Genomic DNA, 25,092 nt, shown 5'->3' with positions numbered 1-25,092 from the left:
GCTCTTGGTTGTGGATTCAACCGGTCGACGGTTTGGAATCGACTCGATATAGCGGTAACCAATGCCTACGCAACGATGAATCAGGCCTATGAAGACGGCAGTGATCCAGTCACGGCGTAGTTTGGAAAAACATCATCGATTCGTTTGGCGTGTGCTCGTAGGTCAGTTGGTCGTCGAAACGATGCCGGTGCGTGACAGGCCAAAAAAGGGCATGGCGTGAGCAAGAGGGGGATTCAAGCTATCGAAGTGCGTGGCGCCCAGGTGCATAACCTGAAAAGCATCGACGTATTGATCCCGGTGAGCATTCGATCCCAGGCACTCGTCGGTCTTAGGCTGGACTGCGCCGGAAAAGCCACCTCAGTAAAAGGAACCCAACAATGACCAAGCAATCCCAGAAAACCCAAGCACTTGCAGATTATTATGTCGACCAGCTCTCGTCCTGGGCAAAGATCACGACACGGCCTCTGTTCGGTGCCGTTGCACTCTACCGGCATGATCATGTCTTTGCCATGGCTTGGCATGGGGGCCTCTATTTCAAGGTTGATGACGACTCGCGCAAGAATTACGAGGCCGCAGGTTCCCATGCCTTGGGTTACGTGAGCGAAGGCGAGGAGCATGCGCTGAAGTCGTATTGGGAAGTGCCCGCCGACGTGGTTGAGGATCATGAACAACTGCAGCAGTGGGCTGAGCGGGCCTACCGCGCGGCGCTCAAGAGCGCGAAGGGTTGATCGACGACGATGGTGCTACCAGAAGCCGCTAAGACCGATTCACTCGAATAATTTTGCGCCAGCAACGCGCGCCGGGTTCGCCGAGACGTTCCCGTCGCCCACGGCCGTGCAGGCGGCTGCCTGGGCGGCTATCGGCGCGGGTAAGAATGCACTGGTGATCGCACCAACCGGCTCGGGCAAGACGCTTGCCGCGTTCATGCAAGCCATCGATCAGCTCTTCCGGGAACGCGAAACGCCGATCGAGAGCGCGGCAAGTTCCCCCCAATACCTATGCGCGCGCCGTGGAAGGCGCTGGTAATCGAATCGCTAAGAAAAGCCCACGTGGGGAGCGCGGGCTGAAAGGATCACAAGGAGCTGCCTTCACCCTATGATCGGGAGCATGAAAAATCTGCGAAGGTGTGGAATGAAAAAGCCCGGGCTAGGCCGGGCTCTCTGTAGATGGGCCAAATCCCTTTGGCTGATTCATTGTGCTTGGTTGGTGTGACGAAGACGTGACAATGCAGATGCGAAAAAGCACAGCACTGGGCTGATGTCATTCGCTTTCAGCGAACTTGAAAGTCGCCTTGAGATCATTCATCCATGACACCGCGATCAGACCATCATGCTGGAGTCTGCCAACGACTATCCCGGGATGAACGCCAATATTTTTCGCAAATTCACGTACCGCATTTTTCGTTTTTAGAGTCGCAAGAACTCGAGAGTGGCGTTTTGGTATTAGGAAGTCGCCCGCCCAATTATTGGCCTCAATCTCTTTTGGGTCCTCGCTGATTTGCTTTCCGGGATCGTCCAGATAGACCGACTTTTTTTCGTGAGCATGGAGAATAATGTGAGCCGACTCATGGAAAAATGTAAACCAGAACTTATCGTTTGTTTTCCCATACAGAGACATTTGAATGAGAGGTCGATGAGGGTTTAGCCACCTGGCAACACCGCTTACATGAGCCCTGGGAATGGCGGGTACTAGAACGAATGCAACACCGCACTCGCTGAAAAGATGCCTTATCCTAGGTTCAAATTCGCTTGCTGGCTTAGTAGTTAGGCTTCTTATTTCATCTAAGGCTTTTTCAAACTTATCTCGATCATACTTTGGTCCAGAAAATTGTTCCGCCTCAATCTCGCCCATCCGGAGCCAAGATGAAATTGCCGCAATATCACTTTGATCTTCTCGACTGCGCCTAAACGCTACCTGCATCCCGGAATAGTGATCAGTCCATTCATCTGGTGATGCAACGCCAAAAAATCTGAGGCATTGCTCTACAAGGTTAGGTTTGTTTTTTTCGACGACCCGACATTTTTCGATCATTCCTGTCGACATCAACTCTTTCAGCGGGAGACAGTCAAGCCAAGACACCCACTCAGAAAGCTTTTCCTTTGCCGCAGCGCGAGATAGCTGCTCCCTATAGAGAGCTTCTCTAGAAATCCAAAAACCAGCAGTACTGCCGAGCACGCGCTCGAGCTTTAAGGCGATCTCCTGGCTGAGAGAGACCTTTCCTTTGATTAATTGATTCACATGTTTAGCCGACACCCCGAGCCTTGTCGAAAGCTCCTCCTGAGTCCATTCCTTCTCCTCTATGAGGTCGAGGATGGTGTCGCCAGGCGGGGATACCCAATCTGGCGTAAACGAAGCTGCCAAATCACTCATGGTAATCTCCGATGAATACTATTTTTACGCTGCGCACCTGTGACCAGTCGATGGACTGGTCTTCGCGCAGAGGGAATGGGTCGTGATCGGGCTCGAATGTAATCCTGCATCCGCCCGCTAGGCTGACTGAATACTGATTTTTCCTATCCCCTTTTAGGGGGTGAGGGTTGCCGGCTGCAAGGTCTGAAACTGAAGCTGCCGCTTGGATATCAGAAAGCCTGGATTTTAGTTTGCGGGCCGAATCAGCTCCAAGCCTCTTTTCCGCGATACGACTCTGCTCACACAGCTCGCGAAGCCTTTTGTCTTTGAAGTTCAGTTCCAAGCGTCACCCCTAAAGACTACTCCGCCTTTACCTGTTTGGTAAAGATTAGATGCCGCGAGGCGACAAAAAGTCAAGAATATTGAATCTAATTGATGAGTAAATAGCTACTCAACCTTCCCCCGAATGATACTTCACCTCATCAGCGTAAGCAGTCAGCCTACCAGCTTGCTCATGGAGCTTTTCGATCGTCTCCATGGCCTCCAGAAGGTGGCAGGACAGTTGGTCAAGTCGGTCTATTACTGCAACGTGCCGACGATTGTTCAGCACATGGAAGATAGGATGCTTCCAAGGCACACATCACCCTCCTACTTTGTTCGCGGCAACAGAGCCGACGTTACTCAGCTGTAGAAAACTACACCGGCCACCAAGCTCACGTTTTCCGTGATCGGCGTTCAGCCTGGCATTCGCCGCTCGGCGATCAATGCTCACCTGAGTGATCTTATGGCGCTCTGTATCCGTTACGCGAGCCAGGGAGGGGCAGCGAAGGCTTACTGGCTGGTCAACGAACCAGAGAATTGATTCCACCAAGCGGCTGAGGAGTACGCATGGCCGCTTCGTGTGTTTCGCCATCGTGGATGACCTATATTTGGCTAGCGTTTGGATCCACGGGCGGACTTTCGGTTCTTCGTATTTCCAGATTGCAGTCTTTACATACAGTCTGTAACCAGCGGTTTTGCGTGCTACCAGCATGTGATCAATGCGGGATTTTGACTAGGCCGATCACAATGCTTTTCGTCTCCGTCCGGCCAAGTCATCTACCCAGCCCCGCAAAGCCAAGACATGGTGTGCACTTAAATTTGAGTGGGCACCAGTTCTAGCCTTTAAGCGGGTATTTCATGCAGCCACAACGCCGTTCCTACTCCAAAACCTTCAAGGCCCAGGTCATTCAAGAGTGCGCCCAGCCCGGCGCGTCGATTGCCAGCGTCGCACTGAGCCATAGCCTCAACGCGAACCTCGTCCACAAGTGGATTCGGCTGCAATCGAAGAAAAGTGCCGTCCTGCAACCTACCTTTATTCCTGTGGCATTACCGTCGTCGGCGTCACGATCAGATATCACCCAGGCCATGATCTGCATCGAAATCCCACACCCACGCGGTACCGTCAAAGTGAACTGGTCGACCGAAAGCGTGGCTGCCTGTGCGACCTTTCTTCGAGATCTGTTGCGATGATCCGCATCGACTCCATCTGGCTTGCCACCGAGCCCATGGACATGCGAGCTGGCACAGAGACTGCGTTGGCCAGGGTGATCGCGGTGTTCGGTGCGGCGAAGCCGCACTGTGCTTATCTGTTCCCAACCGCCGCGCCACTCGCATGAAAGTCTTGGTACATGACGGGTTTGGTGTTTGGCTGGCTGCTCGCAGGCTGAACCAAGGCAAGTTTTGCTGGCCGGGCATTCGACAGGGTTCTGAAATGGAGTTGGATGCCGAGCAACTTCAAGCCTTGGTACTGGGCCTGCCATGGCAACGTGCGGGCTCCTGCGGCGCGATCACACTGCTTTAACGGCTGCCATTAGCCTATCGGTTTATCGTCGCCAATTGCCTACTCTGGCAAAATCGGCACCATGACGTTCCCCAATCTCGACCACCTGACTCCTGAACAACTGGCGCGTTGGCGGCGCAGTTGATGCAGCGTGTCGAGACGCTCGACCAGCAAGTCCAGACGATGGGCAAGACGGTTGAGACCATGGGCCAGAAGATCAACCGCGATCAAGCGGTCATTGAGAAGCTGACCCACGAGATCGCGCAGCTCAAACGCTTGAAGTATTTCCAACCTGCCTACCAAGCGAGGATGCCCGATTGCCTCCCCCGCGTTGTTTGTGCCGAAACTTGTCGATGTGCCGTGCCGTCACCCGCCGTGGGCCAACCGCAGAAACTTGCCTAGACTGTAGCGTGCGCGAAGGTTGGGCGGCGTGGCTAAGGGGGAAAGCTGATGCAGGTAAACGAGTGGAAAAGTTTCGTTCTCGACTCCTCTATTTCGGTGCACGTAGACGCTCCTCCTGAAGCTGATGTCGTGTTTCTTCCTATCAGCAGCGATGGTCATCAAGGTCACTTGAACCAGTTCATCCTGGACAGGCTGGATCTGAAAATCAAGTTACCGCGACCCCATGAGCTGAGAGCGGGGTACCATTTTCAAACGGAAGATCGATGCCTGCTCTGTTTTATCGTGACGGCTACGGACACTCCTCCGGCCGCGGCACTCAATGCTCATTTGAACAAAGCTCTGGCCGATCGCGCCCTGGCAGGTATGCAGTCGCTTTGGCTGCCTCTGCTGGGGACAGGTGAGGCAGGACTCGAGTTTGCCATGTGCCTGCGTATCACTGTGGATGCCTTGAGGTCGAGTCGCATTGTCATGTCAGGCGCGTTGAAGGTTGTCATCGCCATCCCTTCAGACATCCCGCAACCTCAACAGGACGCTATGGCTGTTGCGATAGGCGAGCTCAGTAACACTTCGAAGCCGCCAGAGTCGATATATGTTCGAGTGAATGAGCGTGCAGCGGCATCAACCCCATTTATCGCCCGCTCGGTAACTGAGCTTATGACCTATGCAACGGCGTTGGCGAGTGTCCCAATCAAACCTAGAGAGCGGCTCTCGACTACTTTGATTTTCTTTGCTCTCGTCGAAAGCCAGTCCGACGAAGCTCCTGCCGTGCTCCGTGAGGACATGGATGCCGAAATCTTTAGCGCTGCGGTGCGGCTGTTGGCAGGCGATCAATACGCGAGCCAAAAGCTTGCCTATTTCGGGTCGCAGAAGAGCGCTTCTACCTACAGTCAAGCTCCAGTAGAGCTCGAAGCCTCGGCCAACGTAAAGGCTGTTTTGGGTGAAGCGCACCTTCTGGCGGGAGGCATGGCGCAGAGCATCATCCAGATCAGCCACCTTGTCCACGCACTCCTCGCCAGCCAAAAAGGTAATTTGCTGAAAGTACTTGAGCATATGTCGATTAAGCCGCTGGACTTGCTCAGGGAGTTCGATGACGCCCGGCTTGGAAAAGTGGCTACCAGATTCAACAATGATGTTGCGGCTGATACCGATCGGCTTGGGTACGAGACTTACGCTACCGCGATCTCTGATTTTTTAACTAATGCCCAAACCCCACCACCATTGAGCATCAGCATTCAGGCACCGTGGGGAGGGGGTAAGTCATCGCTTATGCAACTTGTGCGTGAACAACTTGATCCCCGGCTCAACAGAGAGCGACACAAGCCTTCGCTCGCCGGCCTTGTAGGCGCTCCTAGGTTGATCATTCGTAACGTCCTACAATTTCTTGAGCAGCAAGATGATTTTACGATCACTCCTGATTCGCAGGTGCGGGGTCACAAACCTACACGCTTATGGACTATCTGGTTTAACGCCTGGAAATACGATACGACCGAGCAGGTTTGGGCTGGGTTGATCGATGCAATTGTCTCGCAGGTCGCCGAGCGCTTGCCTTTGATCGAACGCGAGAAATTTCTGTTCAAGCTGCAAATGGCGCGCATCGACGATGGCGTCGTGCGAAAACGTCTTTATGACAGAGTTGTCAATGCGTGGTGGTTCAAGGTTCGTGGCTGGGCGGTGGCGGGTGTTGCAGCGATTTTTTCCCTTTATGGTATCGAGGCTGCGGCTCCTTTATTGCCCCCCGAACTCCAGAACGGCATGGGTCAGTTCGGTAGCTCTGGTGGTGTGGTCACGCAAATCGTTCTCGCCGTGTACCTGATTCTCAGCTATTTCACCAGTCGGTCAAAATCAATGAGGGAGCCTGCGACGTTCAGTCTCGCTGAATACATACGGATACCTGACTATGCCAAATCCGTCGGCGAGATACACCAGATTCACTCTGATCTCAGGCGCGTACTGAGTATAGTGCCCAAGCTGGAAAGCCAAACGGATCATTCGCCACTCGTGATCTTCATTGACGATTTGGATCGCTGTTCTCCGAATAAGGTGGCCAGCGTCGTTGAAGGCGTAAGTATGTTGCTTGCCAGCGATACCTATCGCTGCATGTTCGTCATTGGAATGGACCCTCAAATGGTTGCTGCGGCCTTGGAGAAAGCCCACGAAGACGTGCGACTGAAATTGCCTAGCTATGAGCGCACAGTTCCACTTGGCTGGCGATTCATGGATAAATTCATCCAGCTACCGTTTACCATCCCTCCCTGTGAAGTCCGGCACTTTGATGGCTACATTGGTCATCTCGTGGGCACAGCGCTGACCAGCCCAGAACTTGAAGCAAAACCTGATATGCCCGTCGGATCTGCTCTAACCGGGCAAGCCAAGCGTAAAAATGACGAGGGCCATGCGCGTCAAATAGCTGTTCCTTCAGAGATTGAACCCGAGATGACACTGCCACTGGCTCCAGAGGTCGTTGCGACGTTCATTGAAAGCCGTGATGTCGGCGCAATAGTACGCTTGGCTGCTGCTTACTCTGTAGGAAATCCGCGGGAAATGAAACGAATGGTTAACCTCGTTCGTTTCTATTTGTCGCTGCGGACGGCTCGACGCAACAGCGACCCTGCCTGGCGATCGCCGGATCAAAAACAATATGCCCGCTGGATCGCGTTGACGTTGCGATGGCCCGATATGCTTCGCTGGCTGCAATGGGGGGCGGATGAAGCGCACTGGCCCCCCGCGGAGCGTGGAACTGCGCTAATTGTTCGCAGGTTGCGATCACTGGAAAACAACGCGGCCAAATTCAAGACCGTGACAGCATGGCGAGAGTCGTTAAATCTGGACCTTGGTATCGCCGTTGAGTCGGACAGCAGTTGGGGGGTTGATCCCAAACTGTTCGAATTTTTCAAGGCCGAAGCCGAGTTGGATGAAGGTAAACGGCTCTCAGATGCCGCATATCGCGGCTTCTGGTAGATGCTACTTGTTGCCGCCGCCAGTCTGCCACAGCTCTCAGGGTGGTCGCCACGCTGTGCTCCTAACCTCAACGCCGCCCGGTCCGCGATCTCACATCCACCCAAATCTCCAGCACTAGGATGCTGCTCTTGACTATCATCTAAGAGCTTCGTTGACGCATGGAAATCCTGGCGATCAGGGCGATCGCGTCCGCTTAAAAATACGCGGACACCATCGTCCTTAATGCTGGAGTTCGGAAGGTGACTTGGCCGGACGCTTAGTGCGCCAGTTAAAGCTGGCGGAGGATAGTCGATGAAAGTTCGATACTGGTAAGAAATGGCGAATCAACCAGACCCCGAGTCATGCATGTTGCACCGTGAGGTGCAGGGTGAAGCGTTGACAGGGGAAACCGATGGGCCAGCCATTGAGCCGCGTAATCAGGAATTCGGGATGCCGATGCTGTTAAGCGAAGCAGAAGGCAACACGGAGCATGGCGTTATACGCCAGTCATGCTCTGATCCCGCGCGGTCGGAGACCCTGTGCACGTCGGGAAGTCCTCCGCACAGAAACTGGGAGATCTCAGCGGCGCCCAGTGCGCAAGCACCGGGCGGAGCAGGAAAGGCCAAAAGCCGTAACCCTGCTGTTCACGTCGCTGAGAAGTCGGATACGTCCGTAGTACCTGAGAAGCCATCGAACAAAGGGCCTGGCCCTGCGGAGATAGTGGAGGAAAGGGACGTAGTCAAGGGAAACACCAACAGGCCTCCCGCGCCCCGGACACTGAGCCGGATCAGCTGCGCGTCGATGGGACTTGACGGTGTACGTGAAGCAGCCCGAAGGAACAAGGGCATGCAGTTCACGGCATTGCTGCACCACATCACACCGCAGTTATTGGCGCAGAGCTTCTATGCCCTGCGCCGCGATGCAGCGGCGGGCGTGGACGGCATGTCGTGGCGAGAATATGAGGAAGGTCTTCTCCAGCGGGTGACCGATTTGCACGGAAGGCTCCACAGGGGAGCCTATCGGGCAACGCCGTCGCGGCGGGTCTATATCCCCAAAGCCGACGGCAGGCAGCGCCCGCTGGGCATTGCCTCTTTGGAGGACAAGATCGTACAGCAGGCGGTCGTTACCGTTCTGAATGTGATCTATGAAGAGGACTTCCTGGGATTCTCGTACGGGTTTCGACCGGGACGCAGCCAGCACGATGCGCTGGATGCGTTAACGGTCGCGCTGAAGGGCCAGAAGGTGAACTGGATATTGGATGCGGATATCACGTCGTTCTTTGATGAGATCGACCATGAATGGATGCTGATGTTTCTGGGACACCGGATTGCAGACCGGCGCCTGCTCGGGCTTATCTGCAAATGGCTTCAAGCGGGTGTTATGGAGGATGGCCGTAGGGTGGCTGCGCTGAAGGGGACTCCCCAAGGGGCAGTGATATCGCCATTGCTGGCGAATATCTATCTTCACTACGTGCTGGATCTATGGGCAAGGCAATGGCGCCAGCGGCATGCCCATGGCGATGTGATTGTTGTGCGCTACGCGGACGACAGTGTGGTGGGTTTCAGGACGCAATGGCAGGCTCAGCAGTTTCTGGTGCAGTTGCAGGAACGCTTGGCCAGGTTCGGTTTATCCCTCAATGCCTCGAAGACACGGCTGATTGAATTTGGTCGTTTTGCTGCGAGAAATCGTAGGAAGCGAGGGTTAGGTAAACCGGAGACGTTTGACTTCCTGGGCTTCACGCACTGTTGTAGTACCAACAGAAGCGGTGGTTTTCAAATACTGCGACTGACGGTCAAGAAGCGAATGCGTGCGACGCTGCTGGCTATTCGGGATGAGCTGAAGCGCCGACGTCATGAGCCCATCCGGGCTCAAGGGCAATGGCTTACTCGGGTGGTCAGGGGCTACTTCAATTACCACGCGGTGCCGGGAAACCTGATACGTCTTGGTGGTTTTCGTTCGGCGGTATGTCGCCTATGGCGGCAAGCCCTCAAACGTCGCAGCCAGCGTAATCGGCTTCAATGGTCACGCTACGGACGCCTTGCTGACCTCTACATACCTAGACCCAGAAATGCACATCCTTACCCTGAGGATCGCTTCGCGTCACACACCCGAGGCAGGAGCCGTATGCGGTAGTTCCGCACGTACGGATCTGTGCGGGGGGTGGCAGGTAACTGCCATCCCTACCGCGACCAGATCACCTGAACTCAGACTCGACCACCACCGGACATAGTAATAGCCCGCGATCAGCATGTAGATCATCAGTCTGGATCAGCACGTCCAACCGACTTGACCCAGTACCATCCTGCTTTGGGACTGCTATTGAAACTGGCCGTCCGCGAGTCTGTGGAGCGTCTGCACACCGGGGAGCAGGAAGAAGGCGGTTCCCTTGGTGGTTACGAAATCCTGCAATGTCACGGTTCGATCGCCGGTCGCCGTTGGGATCAGGAACTGGTTGGAGGCATCAGGGGTCAGGCGATTGGCCAGGGGATCTTGCGAATGCTGGTTGGGAAATACCGGACTGAAATTGTTTTCCTTCATCCAGATGGCTTGCTTGTAGAACTGCCGTACGATGCTGGCGCAGAAGAACATGCCAACCAGCCCGCGATCGACCTGGTCATCAACAGTGCCCGTCAGTTTTGGTCCGTACGGCGCGCCGCGCCGAATCACACGGGGGGCGCCGCTTGGATCCGTTGAAGCGTCATCGAGTTTCTGATTACGTGGATTCGTCACACGGATATGTGCCGAGAACGGGCATTTGCGACCATCGAGATCATCAGCGTAGTCAAAATCATTGCGGCTGGAGAGTGCCTGATTTGGTGTGGTAGGTGACATGATCAGCGGTGTTCCGTCACGCCACCGCCCCATCAGCTTGGCGGCAAGCAATTCCTGCGCGTCCTTCGAAGACAGTTCCGGAAATGCCTTGGGACCTTCCGATTCGAGGAACTGGTTGAACCGTGCTACGTCCTGGTAGAGCCAGCGAAAGACCGAATAAGTGCCATTGCGTCCCAGTTCCTCCGCCAGGCTTGAACTGGGGTCGGAAGCAAACTTCAGCGGTGAAGACGAAATTTCCCTCGTGGCATAGCCGAGAATAAAACGACGATAGTCCACTTCCCCCGGCTGGAGGGGGCCGTCGTCCCAGCGAACCGTCGGCTGCGAAATGCCGTCATGGTATCCAAAGTGAAGTTCGCCGGGGGTGTCACCGAGCCAGCCTCCTTCGATCACCCCTCCTGACTCGGTGGGAAGCAGCTCCTGATTCCCGTTGGCCATTTCGCGAATTTCGGCTGTTGTCTTGTCGAGAGCCTCGAGCGATTGGCCGTACAGATGGACGACCAGATGCACCTGTTGGGTCTGGAATCTGCCGTTCCACCAATTTGCGGGATCGCTGGCACCGAAATCACCCATCGTGACCTGGTCCGGTTCGTCACGAAACTCTTGGGGAAATCTTTTCAGAAACTGGGCGTTGACCCCTAGAGCTTCGAGCCCGCGATAAGTGATACCGACGTTGAGCACCGACTCTGGTAATGGATTGAGAGAATCCGCTGCGCTCGTCACACGCGACGCGAGGAACTTGAGCAGACTCATGCCCACCGCCGGATTGCCGATCTCGATCAACAGGTGTCGAGTCTTCGGATACCCGTAGAAGTGATGAATCAATCCTTGGATGTCCGCCAGATCCAATGACATTTGAGTCCTCCTTGCAGAGTGATGAAAAACGGAGGATCGACTGTCAATCGATCCTCCGTACACACAAACTGCGTTCTACTTGGCCAGCGCCGCCTTGATGTCCTTCACGGTCTTGGTGCCAAAGGCCGAGAACAGCCATCCGGCCGACTCCTCATCCTCCTTGGTTCCGAGTGCCCGCAGATTGAAGCTCTGCGCGACTTCAACAAAGAGGTCTTCACTGCGTTCCAAGTCGTCCCACGACGGAACACCCTCCACCAGCTCAAAGATGGCCTTGAACACGTCAGGCAGTTCCTTGAGAAAGAAGACTGCGTAACCCCTTGTGTCTCCGTCGAATTCGGTGAGTACCTGGATGTATTTGTTGTCGATGACCAGAACCCGGGCGAAGTGGACGATCTCCGACTTGGCCAGCGCTTTGTTAATCTTCTGCTGTATCGCGCCTGCAAAGTTCGCCTTGAGTGAGTCCAGCTTTTGTTGGGACTGCAAATCCTGCTTCAACGGCATCGTCATATTCAGCGCGTGTAGCATCGTGGGACTCCTCAAAGAGGTGATTTTGAACACATGCACGGCGGATTAGCCGGGCGCAAGGTGGGTATTCGTTGCTAATGGCTGGGTTGACAGTGGTCACTCTGCTCCACCGGATTGGAGTTACCAATCAGACTAGGTTCACCTGTCCACCCAAGGTCTGAGCGTAGCTGCATTAGAGGCGATAACTGTATTTGCAATAGAAAAATTGGCGATGGGTAAAATGTCCGCTATTTCGATTTGTTAGAGCCAGTGCTTGGTCAGCCACTGACTAACTTCTGACTTATCATCATTTCCAGCCAATTCATTCGAGGGAGCTTCTTTACATCATCCTCCGGATCGGTATAGCGATCCCGCGGCACTTCGTTTGACAATTAACTACGGGGAGTCTAGACCCACTCAATGGTCACCCATTGTGCTGTTGGAGGATCTTCAATCATGCCTCAGCCATGAACGGAGCACCTTATGAGCGGCAAGGTCACCAAGGTGTTTTTTACCAGTGATAAAAGACTCTTCCCGTGGATGAACAAGATTGTGCTCGCTGGGTTCATCGCTTTATTGCTTGGAAGCTGCTCACACAGCTCGAACAAAGAGCAACCTGAAATTTCCTATGGTCATGACCTGACTGAACCAAAGATCCAATATTTGGGGGTAGGAGGGTGGCTACTACATTGGCGGGGAGAGGGCGTGCTTCTCGCGCCATCCTTCAGCAACCCTGCAACGCTGAATATCGAAGGCTGGCCTCCGTTGTGGGTCGAAGCCAACAAGCAGAAGATAGACAAGTACATGCCCAAAGCAGACGACGTCACGATGCTCCTGGTTGGGCACGGTCATTATGACCACCTGCTGGACGTGCCTTGGGTGATGCGCAAGTACACGCCTCACGCCACGCTCTATGGTTCTGAAACGGTTGTGCAAATCTTGCATTCGATGCGCTTTGGCAACAAAGTCGAGAATGAACATTGGACTTGGGTGGATCCCGATCGACTCAAAATTGTCAATTCGGAAATGGCGACCGTTCAAAATTGTGAAGGCAGGCAGGAGCCGTCAAAACCCGGAACGTGGATCCCCTCCAGTGGTGGGCACATCCGGGCAATGCCCATCCAGAGCATGCATGCGAGCCACATCTTGGGTCATACCTTTGCTGACGGTGGTTATCCGACGGATCTGAACGAGGTTCCGACATCAGTGTTCGGTTGGAAGCAAGGCCAGTCAATGGCCTGGTTGATTGATTTGCTGGATGACAACCATATGCCTGTATACCGGATCCACTTCCAGGACAGCGCTGCAGCGCCTCCCTGCGGAATCCTCCAACCCCTGCCAGATGATAATGCCGTTGACGTGGAGATTCTCGGGGTAGGTTCATGGGAGAACGTGGACAACTATCCGGACGAGTTACTTAAGCGGACAAGACCCAGACTTGTGCTGCTTGGGCACTGGGAAAATTTCTTCGGGAATGATCCCGGTGATCCAAAGCCAAGACCGTTGTTCGGACACAATGTCATTGGCATGCAGAAAAGAGTGGATAAGGTCCTTCAGGACGCTGCAATTCATGCAACCGTCAGCATGCCAGCTCCCCTCTATGAAGTCGCCTTGCCACCAGCAAAGCCACCAAGTGTGCCTCGACCTGGATCATCACCTTAACTGCACGTCCGAGAGAATAGAAAACTATCTGGCTATGGAGTATGCGACGTGATTTCCATAGATACATATGAGGAATTTAGGGGGGCGTCACCAGGCAGGCGCGTGACCATGCGCCGAAAGTGCAACCTCAATGCGTTGAGTCATAACATCGATGACGGGATTTGGCCGTGGCGGGAGAGCTCTGTATGCGGTTTATGAGAGTGGGACTTTTGATCATGGTCATTCTGCAGGCCAGTTGCAGTGCCTGGTTTCAAAAGGACAACGTCGTCTTGATTCGCGAGCCAACAGAGCGTGGCTACGGAGACCCTATAGGCGGTCCCCGCTTTACCGCGTATGCGCAGGAATATTGGGAATATTGGGAATATATGGCTCTGGCTGCCAATTACTATCACCTGAAATGGCCCGACTACAAACAGCAACTGGTCAGCGCGAACATCGAGGCGGTCGAGACTCCATTGGATGTGCGTTTTAACCAGGCCTGTGGGCGCGACTACAGCAACCAAATGATTCCGACACCGAGCTGGCATGTCTGGCCGACCTTCCCCTCCAAACGCCTGGCCGACCTGGCGGAAAATGCGAAATTGTTCTTTAGCGTCTGGGAGTTCCGCGCGGGTGGAGATCCAAAAAGCATCACTGAAGTAGCCATCGTTTTTCGGGGTACCGAGGCGGATCAGAAGCAAGATTGGTTCTCGAATTTCAGGTGGTTTATCCCGACTGCGCTCCGCGGCGAGGACCAATACAATGTTACCCGAGACGAAGTATCCAAGGCATTCGAGGCTGAACTTCAAGAGCGCATGGCTCAGGGTAGGCTCCCAGTCAACGTCAAAATCACTGCTGTCGGTCATTCACTGGGGGGCGGACTGGCGCAACAACTGGCCTATGCATTACCCCGGTCGACCTCACACCCCATCAGGGTATCGAAAGTCATCGCCTTCAATTCGACACCGGTTACCGGTTGGTTTTCTACTGCCAATCCACCACGGGGTGAAAACACCAAAGGTCTGGAAATCGACCGGATTTTCGAACACGGTGAAGGTCTCGCCTATCTCCGCTTGCCCATCAACTTCATTGCCCCACCAGACCATCGGGACTCTGCCGTCAGAGACTTGCGTTTCAATGTGGACACACACCCTGGTGGCATCAGCAACCATGGCAGCCACATGTTCGCCTGCCGCCTAGCTGAAGTGGCCGGCGCCACGAAGGGTGTCCAATACACAGAGAAAACTGTCCCCCCGATGGCCAAGGCCCAGGGGGCTGCACCACCGAACGGTGAAGTGACTCATTAGCACTGAAAATCCCGAATTGACGCGAGAAAGCTAACAAAGGGAGATGCGCTACATGGAAATGACTGGCTTCAAGAGCTTCCTATTCAGCGATGGCGAATACGAACACCTGGTGTATACCAAGGGGGAGGGGAAACCTGTGCTCATCATGCATGAGCTACCCGGTTTGACGAGCTATACGAGAAACTTTGCCGAGCGCCTGATAGACGCCGGCTTCCAGGTGTACCTACCCTTGCTGTTCGGCAAGCTGGAAGAAAAGGGCTCGGTACCTAAGGGCTACATTCTTTGCATGACTAAGGAGTTTGGTTGCCTCAAGGCTGGGACTTCGGCGCCGGTGAGCGATTGGCTGCGTGCTCTCGTCCGCCATCTGGGAGCCTCGATGGGCAACGCGAAAATCGGCGTGATCGGCATGTGCGTCACCGGCGCGTTCGCTATCCCGCTGATCCTCGAAACCAATGTGGGCGCGGCGGTGGCGTCGCAACCCGCTGTTCCGTTCAAGTTCGGCTACTGGATCACCGGTAAGGGCGACGGTCCCTGGATGAGCCAGTTGAACATCTCTGACGACGACCTGCTCATGGCCGGCCAGGCATCGACGAACCAGGGTACGCCGCTGCTGATCCAGCGCTTTGCCGATGATCGCCTGTGTCCCCACGCGCGGGTGCAGCGACTTCAAGAAAACTTCCCCAATACGGGCACTCTCCACGAGTACGATGCTCCGGCAGACGGTAAGAACAAGCACCATGCCTTGCTCACGGAGGAGTATGACAAGGCGAACATACCCGATGCCAACCATCCCACACGGGTTGCTTTGCAACGGCTGGTCGCCTTCCTTCATTTGCACCTGTGAGAACTTGATGCAGGACAGCAAGCATGGCGGTTCAGCGGGTACTTTCCTTCTTACGGATTAAAACTCGCTTCGCCTCGGTGAGGCCGATGTAGCGTGTCAAAAAATTCATGAACGGTTCTGAGAAGATACCGTTGTGGCCATCGATGATCTGCTCGTTGACCGACACAACCACAAAAGGCTGATGATGTACTACAGATTGATCCGGTTTCAAAATCAAGCCCGAATATTGAGCTTCTTTGGAAAAGTCGAACGACTTCAGCTCCTCCTCAGTGGGGGAGGTCTTCATGTTTAGCGTGTCTTTGGGGAAGAACGTGTCGGGATTCACTCGCTGATCGGCCCAGCGCCACCACTCAAATGTGTCTGGCCGCTTGTTTGTACATTGCGAATCAGGTCCTTCGTTCTCCTGGCCCGAAATCAATTGTCGAGTCTCGCTCGGTGTGAGCGAGTGAGTGATCCCGCTGTTGTCGTAGTCGTATACACCTAGTGCTTCGCGCAGGCCGGCGCGCTCCCGCTCATCGTGGACGGGAGCGGCATTCGTGAAAAGCTCTCCGGCGATTCGACCGGCCTTGAACCAGCTATTGCGGGCGCCATCGTTTTGCGCGGAAAACGTGACGAGTAATGGCGTTTGGTCGGAGTTGTAAGTGATACCGCGTGAAAGGATGTTGATGCGCTCGTATGCCGCCGATTCGACGGCAGGATTGACGAGGATGACCATGTCGCCAAAACCACGTAGTGTGGCCGCCGGTTTTGCGCTTGGCGATGTGCCAGGGACAGGAGCGCCAGTCGGGATCACAGGTGCTGTACGCAAGAATCCACTGGTTGGGTTGGCCAGCTGCAATTGGCTCTCAAAGTAACGCGAAGTCGCTGCGAGCAAAACGGCGCCACCGAAGCTGTGACCAATCGAAACCAGTCCGAAGAAAGATTTTTGCTTGCTTTTAGTCCCGTCGGAATGATCGTTGTATATCCGCTGCAACCTGGCCATGAACTCCTGGAGGTCACCATCACCGACTCGCCTTGCAGCCGACTTGCGTCCCCAGAATGTCGTGTAGTCGATCAGCCCCGGCAGCGAACGTCCGCGCCATCCGACATATAAGCCAATGATGCGCATTGATTTGGCGGCGGGCATCGCCTCGCTGTACATCGGTTGCTTCAGTTCATCGTGCAAACGTTGCAACACACGCTTGAATGCCTCGACATTGTCGTCGTAGCAAGCGGCTGAGTGATGCCAGCCGTGAATGAAAAGCAGGACGAGCGTATGACCTTCAACCGTCGCATCTTTTATGGTCGTCAGCGCGGAATCAGCCTGCTTGGGATTCCAGAACCAGCCTTGATCGTCCGATTCGATAAACTGCAAATCGTATCCAGGATCCGGTGAGTTTGCGTTACTGACAGAGACGCGTTCTTGCGAGGCTGTCCGATACGGGCCGTTATAGAGGCTGCACGATGCGAGCCCCAGCAGAGCCAGCAGCCACACACATCGCACCAGTAGTCGGGTAATGGGCGTAATAGCCATGACTTACCTCCTGGAATCGTCACGCTTAGGAAAAAGTTTTGACCCTGCGGTTTCTCCAAGCATGCGGTAAGCCTCCCACTGGTTGTCGTCGAAGAATTGATCCAGCGTGGTCTCGTTGGGAAAGGGCTCGTGCATGGCCGCGTAGGTACGCAGATCCGTGGGCAGGTCGGCAAACAGGCAGGGCTTGACCAGCAATAGCCAGCCCGACGGATGTCCGTCTGAATAAGTTACTTGCGCCAACGCCGCACCGAAGGGACCTGGGCGCTTCATGTCCTCGATCGCACCAATGGCATCAGGTTCGACCTTGGTTTTGATCCAGGGTGGTACGCTGCCTATTTGCCCGGGGGTTGCGAAAGCGTTCCAACCTGACATATCAGGGGGCGGGTTTTCTGTGCTGGTCCTGACCGGTCTGAGCCACTTTATTTCCGCACCAAAGTCGAGACGCACTTGCCGTGTCAGCAGCGCGAGATCGTCGAACACATAACTCGGGTCACTGGTCGCATCGACCGCAAGCATGATGGGCAGGCGACGGCGAATGAGTTCATAGAGCCCGGTGTTGTCAAAATGCCCGCCATCGCTCAGGTACCAGAGCCGCTCGGCAGGACCAGCAAAATATCCCCGCCATTCGTTGAGCAAGCTTGACTGCAAGGAGAAGACAGTCGACGGCAGGGACTTGAAGGCGCGCCAGAGACTCGGTGGGTAATGACCCGGCCGCTGGCCGGCGGGGATTCCGCTGTTCCACCAATAACCAATGCGCAGATTGACCAGTCCGAGTATCAGCGATCGCCACAGTTGCGTATTGCGACCCGAGCCTGTCGTGTAAGCTGCCCCGGAGATCGCCATCCACTGACCGAGGCGCAGGCGTTCCACTGTGACCGGCTTGTCATCGGAGCGTGCCAGGACATGAAACTGATTGGGGTCGGGCGCTACATTGATCGCAGCCACAGGAGCCTGGCGTGCCGGGGTGTCGCTGTCGCGCGCCCCCCATAACGCATGAAAGCGCCGTCCGACGGAAATGCCTGCCGGCCCCAGGCACATCGGCATGCCCTTGTCATCACGCAGGAGGTTGCCGGACAAGGGGTCGACGGAATTGTTCAGGCAGGTTCCAACCAAATGCAATGGGCCTCCCGTGCGTTCTGGATGATAGGCATCAAAATCGATGTCATCCCCCAGGTCACTGACGTTGACCGGCACGGGTGTATGAGTACCGGCGGGATGTACGCGCGCATCGTTCGAAGCGCCAAGGAAGGTCCGCACCAGTTTCTGCGAATACGCTTGCTGCAAGGAAGACAGGTTGAGGAGGGTGAGCGTCTGCCCCAGGACGGCGGAAACAAGCAGGGCTGCAATTACGCTCCAGGTGCCGACCTGAAGGTCCCGAAGGAATACCAGATGCGCGAGCATATTGACGTACATCAGCAGCAGGAACACGAGCGTGAACGTAACCGTGCCAATCAGGATCGGCAATCCGAGGGCCTTGGCGAAAGACGAAACGGCCCCTGACGGTGAGCCCTTGAGCAGCCCGGTCGCAGCACCTCGCAACAACGGTAGCAAAGGTGCCAATCCCACAATCGACCATCCGATCATGGGCATGTCGCCGGCAGTGAACTGCGCACCTGAATCCAGAACCACCCACAGAATGCTGACGGCGAAACCGAACAAGCCCACGCCAAAAAGCCGCGTCAGCCGATTGCGTACGATGGCACTCTTGTCCGCAGGGTTGTCTTCATCGGGATCGTCGGGTAGTGCCCATCTCATGGATGCTGTTGTGTTGGGGATGCCCCATCTCGCAACCTCCTGCAAGAGCAAGCCCAATAGTAGTACGACGATGGCCACGCCACACCAGGCTGTGATTGCAGGCAATGCAAGGCCGTAAATTGCGCAACCTAGAAAAGTCAGCCACACCAGCAATGGCAGCAATGCGCGCCGGTTTCGGGTCGGGTCCTGCATCACCAGCCAGTAGCCGATGGCCGGTGGCAAAACACCTACTACCAGCAGTACACCAGGCAGCCACCACCAGGCCGAAAGGTTTTCTTCAAACAGAGTCACTGGCTCCACATCGCCAAGGAAGGCGATGGCCAGCCAGCGGATCAGCCCGAACACGCCGAACAACAAGATGCCCAGCCAAAGATGTACGGAGGCCAGGTTGCGCAGCACGATGGCGGCATCGAACAGGGCGTCTCCACGACCACCGCCGTCAATGTACTGGGCATTGCGCCGCAACCAGTCAATTTCGGGAGAACCCTTGAGTATCGACTCCACCCGCGCAGCTTTATCGGACACATTCGGGTGTATCCGAGTGAAGAGACGTCCCAGAAAGGCGGCAATATAGCCGCCACCGGAGGCGGACGACACGATGTCGATATCACGCAATCGATGATACTTCGCCAGTGCCTGGATCACGCCAAGGCAGAAGGTTGCGCTGCGGATACCTCCGCCCGAAAGGGCGAGGCCGATGGTGTCCTTGGGTAGCTTCGCGGTATCCGTTTCGGGAGTCTTGTCATCGCGATCTACAGCGATGCGGCGCGCCAGAATCGCAGCGGCTTCCACAGCCTCAAGCTGTTGCGGATAGTCGTCGCAATCATCCAGCAGCACATCGGCAGCTTTCTCGCCGATCATGAAGGTGGGGGTGGCGATGAAATAGCCCGGAATGTCGGGGAAGATCGAGGTGTCGACCACGCGCAATTTGTTTACACCATGCACGCGAAAGCTGCTATCCAGGACGGCGTCACTGTTTTTGAGCTTGCTGGTGTCGGTGCAGTGGGGCTCGTTGCCCATCCGGCACGTGCCGCAAGCATGGTGCCCCCAGGCTTCGTCCTTGATCCATTGTTTCAGTTGAGGTGAGCCATCCGCTCGCGCCGATCCTGGCTGCACTTCGTTTTCGAAAACGGTGATATCGCTATTGATCTTGCGTACGACTTCAATTGCTTCGCACAAGGCTTCGACATCTTTCATGGCGCCAAAGCCTTCTTTGGAACCGTCTTTGAATGAATTGAAGTTGATACTCGGTGTATCCAGCGGGTCATTGCTGTGCAGGCGAACGACGCCTTGATTGTTACTGGTATAGGCTTTGAGGATGACCCAGCTCCACAGGTTGCGCGACTCGGTCTTCGCGCCCATCGTCTTGTGCAATAGCTCCGTTGACCAGCCCCAATGGTAGCCACGAAATGCGGCGGGTACGCCAAAGATGAACAGGTCGGGGTCGACCCGAGGCTCGGCGTTGTACTTGGACGACATCATGAAGGCAATTGCGCCACCGTTCGTTGAATAGAGTCCCGTTCCATCGCGCAGCCACTGCCCACGGGCAGGGTCGCCATGCTTGTCCGGTTCGAAGGAAACCCCGTCCAATGTGGAAAAGGGGGACTTCGCTTCGCTGATGACACTGACTTCGTAACGGTCCTGCAGATTCTTGCCGACTCCAGGCAGATTCACGATAGGCGCTACCTGCACACCGTTTTTATCGCGAGGTCCTTCAATTTTCAGCCCTTCAAGGTGCTGTCGATCACCGATGCCGCTGAGCATCAATAGCTGCGGTGTATTGAAAGCACCGCCGCTGACAATGACCTCGAGACGTGCGAAGTACTGCTTTGAAACCGGCTTTTCCCGATCGGATTCAAACTTGGGGCTGGCACGGTAAAGGTGTGCGCCGAGCTGGACCTCAACGCCAACAGCCTTGGGCGCGAGAACGTTCGCTTCCTTCTCAAACACAATACGGTTCGCGTGGGCCGGATTCAGAATGACCAGTCGTTCCGGGAACCGCTTGGCGACATCCAGCAAGTGTTCCCGCAAGCCGTGGCGACGCTTGCCGTCAGTGCCAATCGAAATCAGCGACAGATGATCACGGGTCGGTATCTCCGGCGAGCGGACATTAGGGTCCAGAAACTGCAGGATCTGCAGCCTGGCGATGGCGCGCCCAAACATTGAACGGTCGCGCTGCTTGCCGAGAAACGAAAACAGAACATCCTTGAGCACACGCAGGAAGGTGCGGTCGCCTCGTGCAATCCCGGCGATCACCAGTGGATCGATGAAGCTGGTTTTTTGCCAGCCTTTGAATCCATGGCCACCGGGATCCAGCTGGCGACGTGGGTTGAGCCGGGTAGCGATGACCTGAACGACTTTAAGCAGCCCGCCCAACAACTTGCCGGAAAAACCCCTATAGACTGTGTAGTACAGGCAGTTCTCGATTTTCGCGAAGTACCCTTGCATGTTCTCGGAGCGCCAGGACGGATCGCCGGTGGACTCGGCTATCCGGTCCCAGTCCGCGTCGTTCGGCCGGATGATGATCAACGCGTAGTGCGCAGTGCAGCCACCGATGGCTGCTGCGCGGGGATACTGAATGCCTCCTGAATCCACAGGGCCGTTTTTGGGAGGGTCCTTGTCGTTGTTGTACTTTGAATCCTGGCGTTGCTGGGTATTGTCGGCATAGTGACGGACGGAGAAATCCCAGGTGATTTCCGGATCCTCCGTCGCCGCGGCGTGGAAGGCGGGTACGTTGTAGACCTCGCGATCCTCTAAGGCAGGATCAACCCCTGCTTCAATTAACAGGACTCGTCGCCCGTTCAAGGCCAGCCGCGCCGCGAGCGGGCCGCCACCGGCTCCCGATCCGACAATCACGTAATCGAATGGAGTGTTTTGCGGGCTTTCGGCACTTTCCAGCAGTTTTTCCCGGTCGGGCTTCAATGCATCGTGATCCATGGCGGCTCCGATTAACCAACGCAACACATCAGAATGTTTCGAGGAAAGCCTTCAATTGCTTCTTCTCGTCGTCCGTGAGGTATTCACCAAACCAGTGGCCGCGGTCGGCTACGAAGTCCGGGCACTTGCTGACTTTCAGCAGCGCCGGGCCGGCTTCTTCCTGGAAGGCTGCAAGTGCCTGGAAGTGGCCTGCGGGTGTATCGTCATCAAGCAGGCCGTCCTTGCGCACGCGTAAGAGGGCGCGTGTGAGCCCTGAGGTCGCCCTGATCAGATCCAGCACCGGAGCCTCCGGATTCATGTTCATGATCAGGTTCACCGGCGTTCCCTTGGGGATAGGGCGAATTTCGATGGGACTGATATGGCCATTGACGAAAGCAGTGGTCAACAGGCCGATCGCCAGGAATACAACCGTGCTAGCACCGAATAACAGTCGTGGCGCCAGGACCGAGCGTGGACGCAACAAGAACCCGAAGGCGGCCAGCAAAGCCACTGCCGGAATCGCCCAAAGCCATGGATAAATGCTGTCTACGCCGGTGATACGCAACAGCACCGCAGTCACAGCCGTCAGCAAGATGAGGGCGCTGGCAGCCAGGCGCGCCCGCCCGATGAACACAAGCACCAGGGAGATCGCCGCCAGGACCAGCCACAGGTACAACGCGATGAAGGAAGTGGTCGTCTCACCCAGTACGCCGTTCAATAGCGGGCGGATGAAGGGTTCACGAAAATCGATCACGGACCGCACCGTGGTTCGGTAGATCAGGCCCGAATCGCTGAAGCCGGGTGTGCCAGCGACAACGGCGTTATCGCGGAACCGCTGGCGGAAATCCATTGCCGAGCGCAAATCCTTGGGATTATGGTAGGCGGCTTCGCGTTTGTTCTTGTTTAGCAGTCTGTCGATCGCATCATCGAACGCCGCCAGACGCCGCTCGACCGAGGGATCATTGTTGAAGATTCCCAAGGCGTTGTTGTGAAGGAACGGAGCGGTGGCCCATATACCCACCAACGAAGCCGGCCGGTAATAACCCGGGCCGCCCGGCGGGGAGGCATAGCTGTCGTTGTTGCCCCATTCATCTACGCCTTCCGCAGATTTGAAAGGGTTGAAGAAGCGGATTTCACCTACGGCCGGTAACGACTTGTAGGTTTGCGAAGAAAAGTTGTCCCAGACCTGGCCACGCATGGCATTGGTCGCGACTGCGCGTTGGGAGTTGGTTCCGACTAGCGTAATGGGCACCCGGATGTCGGTGGACAGGTAATTGTCCTTGAACAAGTCACGCCTTTGGGCCAACTCTTGTGCCTCGTAGGCCCCAAGTCTGCCGACATAATCGAGGTACTGGTCACTGAGTTTGAAGGCTTCCCACTCAGCAAAGTCCATGGGCATTGTCAGCGTGGATAGTTTTCCGGCCTTGGCGAGGCGCCAGTCACGCGAAAATGCAAACTGCTGTTCGGGCGGCTGCTTGCTGGAGTGGCAGACAGCGCAGTTTTTGAGGAACACAGTGCGGCCAACTTCCGCGTCCTTTTGATTGCTGTCGATGCGAGCACGACCCTCTGGAATCGACTCCAGCTTCATCGGCTGCGTCACGTTGGCACCGGATTTTGATACGTATGTAAAAAAACTTTCGAGCTGGGGGATGCGGTATTGCTCGGTGGCTTGCCAGTAGACCGATTTGCTTTTGACCGTCGCCAATTCGAAAGGGCGCTGTGGTTTGAACCCGATAACCGGATTGTGCAGGCGATTCCACTGTTCGGAGTAAGCACCGATATTCAGATAGACACGCGAGAGTGCACCTTCGACGCCGATGCTATCGGAGCCATCGAGGAGCACACGCGGCGTGTGGCGTGGATTCGTCGTGTAATCCGGTTTGTCCTCAATGCCACGTTGTAACAGATTGGCCTGGTTCTGCGCTTCGGGCGGATTCAACCCGGCGCGGGCCAGTCGGGGGTTGACCTCGAAGATTGCATTGATGGTGTTGGGGTTGTTGATATGGTCAGTGCTGATGAGCGAGGTATCGATCGTGCCCGGCTGCTGGCTTGCGACAAACTGCCAGAGAAAACTTTTTTCTTGCCTGAGATTCGAGAAGGCCTTTTCCGGCCTCCAGTACTGGTTACCGATGGTGCTCGACATGTTGCCCCAGCCCGGATTTTCGGGATCTGCGGGAGGTGCGAGCGGATGCGGCCCGACATGGCAGAATGAGCAGGCCATGGCGACCCGGAATGGGCGTACGAGATTTGGGTCGGCGCTTATCTTGTTGTCGTTCTCGATGGAGTAGTACCCAGCACCCTGGTCTCTGACGACCTGCTCATCCCAACGGCTGCGAGCTTTTTCGGCGGCAGCCGATTTGCCGAAAAAGTCCGGATTGGGCATAAGCCGCAGACCGACCACGCCGGAAGGGTAGCCATATACCAGTGGATCGACACCGTCATTGGCCAGCTGGTCGATGATCTTTTGGTATGCGTCTTTGTCGTCGACTTCAAAAAACTCCGGATAGCCATATTGCTGATGCCTGGCCGGCGGCCTTTCGGGGACGACAGGCTTCTGGGATTCAGCATCGATATCGTCCTTTGGGGCGATCATCTTGACCTTATCGCCATCAGCCTGATCGAGGTAAAGGCCAAGTCCGACTATGGGTGTTTCACGTTTAATCATGCCGGGCTGATTCATCAAACCGGCCTTAGCAAACCGTGAGTCGCGCTTTCTCGAATCCAGCAGGATCAGGAAGTCGGCGATACCGTATCCATTTTGTTGCAACCAACCCCAGAACGCCTCGTTTCCCTCACCCCACAGCATCCAGGTGTTCTGACCCTTGATGGCCTGGCGTGCAAACTCCGGGATGCCATGGCCTTCGTTATAGTCGATGGGGCGGGGAGACGTTTCGCCGCCGACGATGACTTTGTCTACTTCACTGAAAAGGTTTCGCGGTTCGGTGGGGAAGCAATCCTTGTTGCGCCTGTACAGCTTGACCCCGTTCGCGCTGAGTCCTCCGACGCCCTCATCCCCCGGTGCATTCTCTTCAACCACGCTCGATAGCTTTTCCCAGCCCGACATTGATTGTGGAACAAGAGCAGCAGCCGGGTACGCCTTGCGAGCGTGTTCAAGGGATTGCTCATCTGCTTTGAGCCGGGCTGAGTCGATGCTACAGGTGTGCGCTTGAGCCTCTGTGGCTGTCAGTTGCGTCTGTGCGGAAGAGCTAAGTGCGACGGTCAGCAGGCCGCCCGTAACAAGTAGACTTCGACCGGCCCTAAGGCAACGTTCAATCCTTTTTCTTGCTGAGGCCGATCGCGTGAACATAGCTGCATCCCCTGAAGCGGTAGATGTTCGATGAGCTACTTCTCGACGGCCCGTCTTTCGATCACTCCAGACGGCGGAAACTCGAATTGAATATAGACAAGCTAGTGGACA

The 25,092-nt window shown here is 55.6% G+C and carries 16 protein-coding genes and 1 pseudogene; 10 read left to right on the top strand and 7 right to left on the bottom strand.

The window, feature by feature from the left end; translation table 11 throughout:
* The first annotated feature begins 377 nt into the window (after positions 1-377).
* Together ACMXYH_RS20225 and ACMXYH_RS20220 are read left to right on the top strand one after the other, a co-directional pair.
* Positions 378-728, top strand: coding sequence for a TfoX/Sxy family protein (locus ACMXYH_RS20225; protein WP_415764655.1), 351 nt, complete (start codon positions 378-380; stop codon positions 726-728).
* Positions 664-1,026, top strand: a complete 363-nt coding sequence (locus ACMXYH_RS20220) for a DEAD/DEAH box helicase (RefSeq protein WP_415764654.1) — start codon at positions 664-666, stop codon at positions 1,024-1,026. Before ACMXYH_RS20225 ends, ACMXYH_RS20220 begins: the two co-directional genes overlap by 65 nt.
* 234 nt (positions 1,027-1,260) lie before the next feature.
* Here ACMXYH_RS20220 and ACMXYH_RS20215 read toward each other — a convergent pair whose 3' ends face one another.
* Positions 1,261-2,370 carry a helix-turn-helix domain-containing protein gene (locus ACMXYH_RS20215; protein WP_415764653.1) on the bottom strand — a complete coding sequence of 370 codons (1,110 nt, stop codon included), beginning with the start codon at positions 2,368-2,370 and terminating at the stop codon, positions 1,261-1,263.
* Entirely contained in the window at positions 2,363-2,692 is a 330-nt protein-coding gene (locus tag ACMXYH_RS20210) for a type II toxin-antitoxin system RelE/ParE family toxin (RefSeq protein ID WP_415764652.1), read from the bottom strand. The genes ACMXYH_RS20215 and ACMXYH_RS20210 overlap by 8 nt, the downstream gene beginning before the upstream one ends.
* An 836-nt stretch (positions 2,693-3,528) precedes the next feature.
* Between ACMXYH_RS20210 and tnpA the strand changes: the two genes are divergently transcribed.
* From tnpA to ltrA, 5 genes and pseudogenes are all read left to right on the top strand, one after another.
* A complete protein-coding gene (gene tnpA / locus ACMXYH_RS20205) occupies positions 3,529-3,861 on the top strand; it encodes an IS66-like element accessory protein TnpA (RefSeq protein ID WP_415764651.1) in 333 nt (110 codons plus the stop codon).
* Entirely contained in the window at positions 3,830-4,192 is a 363-nt protein-coding gene (gene tnpB / locus ACMXYH_RS20200; protein ID WP_415764650.1) for an IS66 family insertion sequence element accessory protein TnpB, read from the top strand. The genes tnpA and tnpB overlap by 32 nt, the downstream gene beginning before the upstream one ends.
* Positions 4,193-4,253: 61 nt before the next feature.
* A pseudogene (locus tag ACMXYH_RS20195) lies at positions 4,254-4,474 on the top strand (IS66 family transposase); the annotation flags it as partial.
* 147 nt (positions 4,475-4,621) lie between these two features.
* Positions 4,622-7,531 carry a KAP family P-loop NTPase fold protein gene (locus tag ACMXYH_RS20190; protein WP_415764649.1) on the top strand — a complete coding sequence of 970 codons (2,910 nt, stop codon included), beginning with the start codon at positions 4,622-4,624 and terminating at the stop codon, positions 7,529-7,531.
* 825 nt (positions 7,532-8,356) lie between these two features.
* Complete coding sequence (gene ltrA / locus ACMXYH_RS20185) at positions 8,357-9,643, top strand: group II intron reverse transcriptase/maturase (RefSeq protein ID WP_415764648.1); 1,287 nt, start codon at positions 8,357-8,359, stop codon at positions 9,641-9,643.
* A gap of 183 nt (positions 9,644-9,826) precedes the next feature.
* On the opposite strand, the gene ACMXYH_RS20180 is transcribed toward ltrA, so the two are convergent.
* Positions 9,827-11,194, bottom strand: a complete 1,368-nt coding sequence (locus ACMXYH_RS20180; RefSeq protein ID WP_415764647.1) for a Dyp-type peroxidase — start codon at positions 11,192-11,194, stop codon at positions 9,827-9,829.
* A 75-nt stretch (positions 11,195-11,269) separates the two neighbouring features.
* Positions 11,270-11,719, bottom strand: coding sequence for a hypothetical protein (locus tag ACMXYH_RS20175; RefSeq protein WP_415764646.1), 450 nt, complete (start codon positions 11,717-11,719; stop codon positions 11,270-11,272).
* Between the two features lie 462 nt (positions 11,720-12,181).
* Between ACMXYH_RS20175 and ACMXYH_RS20170 the strand changes: the two genes are divergently transcribed.
* The 3 genes from ACMXYH_RS20170 (at position 12,182) to ACMXYH_RS20160 (ending at position 15,490) form a co-directional block, all read left to right on the top strand.
* Entirely contained in the window at positions 12,182-13,360 is a 1,179-nt protein-coding gene (locus tag ACMXYH_RS20170) for a hypothetical protein (RefSeq protein WP_415764645.1), read from the top strand.
* Positions 13,361-13,575: 215 nt separating this feature from the next.
* Positions 13,576-14,646, top strand: a complete 1,071-nt coding sequence (locus ACMXYH_RS20165) for a lipase family protein (protein WP_415764644.1) — start codon at positions 13,576-13,578, stop codon at positions 14,644-14,646.
* Positions 14,647-14,698: 52 nt separating this feature from the next.
* A complete protein-coding gene (locus ACMXYH_RS20160) occupies positions 14,699-15,490 on the top strand; it encodes a dienelactone hydrolase family protein (RefSeq protein WP_415764643.1) in 792 nt (263 codons plus the stop codon).
* 31 nt (positions 15,491-15,521) lie between these two features.
* Here the strand turns inward: ACMXYH_RS20160 and ACMXYH_RS20155 are convergent, their stop codons facing one another.
* From ACMXYH_RS20155 to ACMXYH_RS20145, 3 genes are read right to left on the bottom strand one after another with little or no spacing between them, the layout of a single operon-like run.
* Complete coding sequence (locus ACMXYH_RS20155) at positions 15,522-17,003, bottom strand: hypothetical protein (protein WP_415764641.1); 1,482 nt, start codon at positions 17,001-17,003, stop codon at positions 15,522-15,524.
* A 3-nt stretch (positions 17,004-17,006) separates the two neighbouring features.
* Complete coding sequence (locus ACMXYH_RS20150; protein WP_415764640.1) at positions 17,007-21,695, bottom strand: GMC oxidoreductase; 4,689 nt, start codon at positions 21,693-21,695, stop codon at positions 17,007-17,009.
* Positions 21,696-21,723: 28 nt separating this feature from the next.
* Positions 21,724-24,981, bottom strand: coding sequence for a hypothetical protein (locus ACMXYH_RS20145; protein WP_415764639.1), 3,258 nt, complete (start codon positions 24,979-24,981; stop codon positions 21,724-21,726).
* Positions 24,982-25,092 lie beyond the last annotated feature (111 nt).

Origin of the sequence: Pseudomonas frigoris (genome assembly GCF_047758635.1) — a bacterium.
Lineage (GTDB): Bacteria > Pseudomonadota > Gammaproteobacteria > Pseudomonadales > Pseudomonadaceae > Aquipseudomonas > Aquipseudomonas frigoris.
This window is presented reverse-complemented; position numbering and strand designations above follow the sequence as displayed.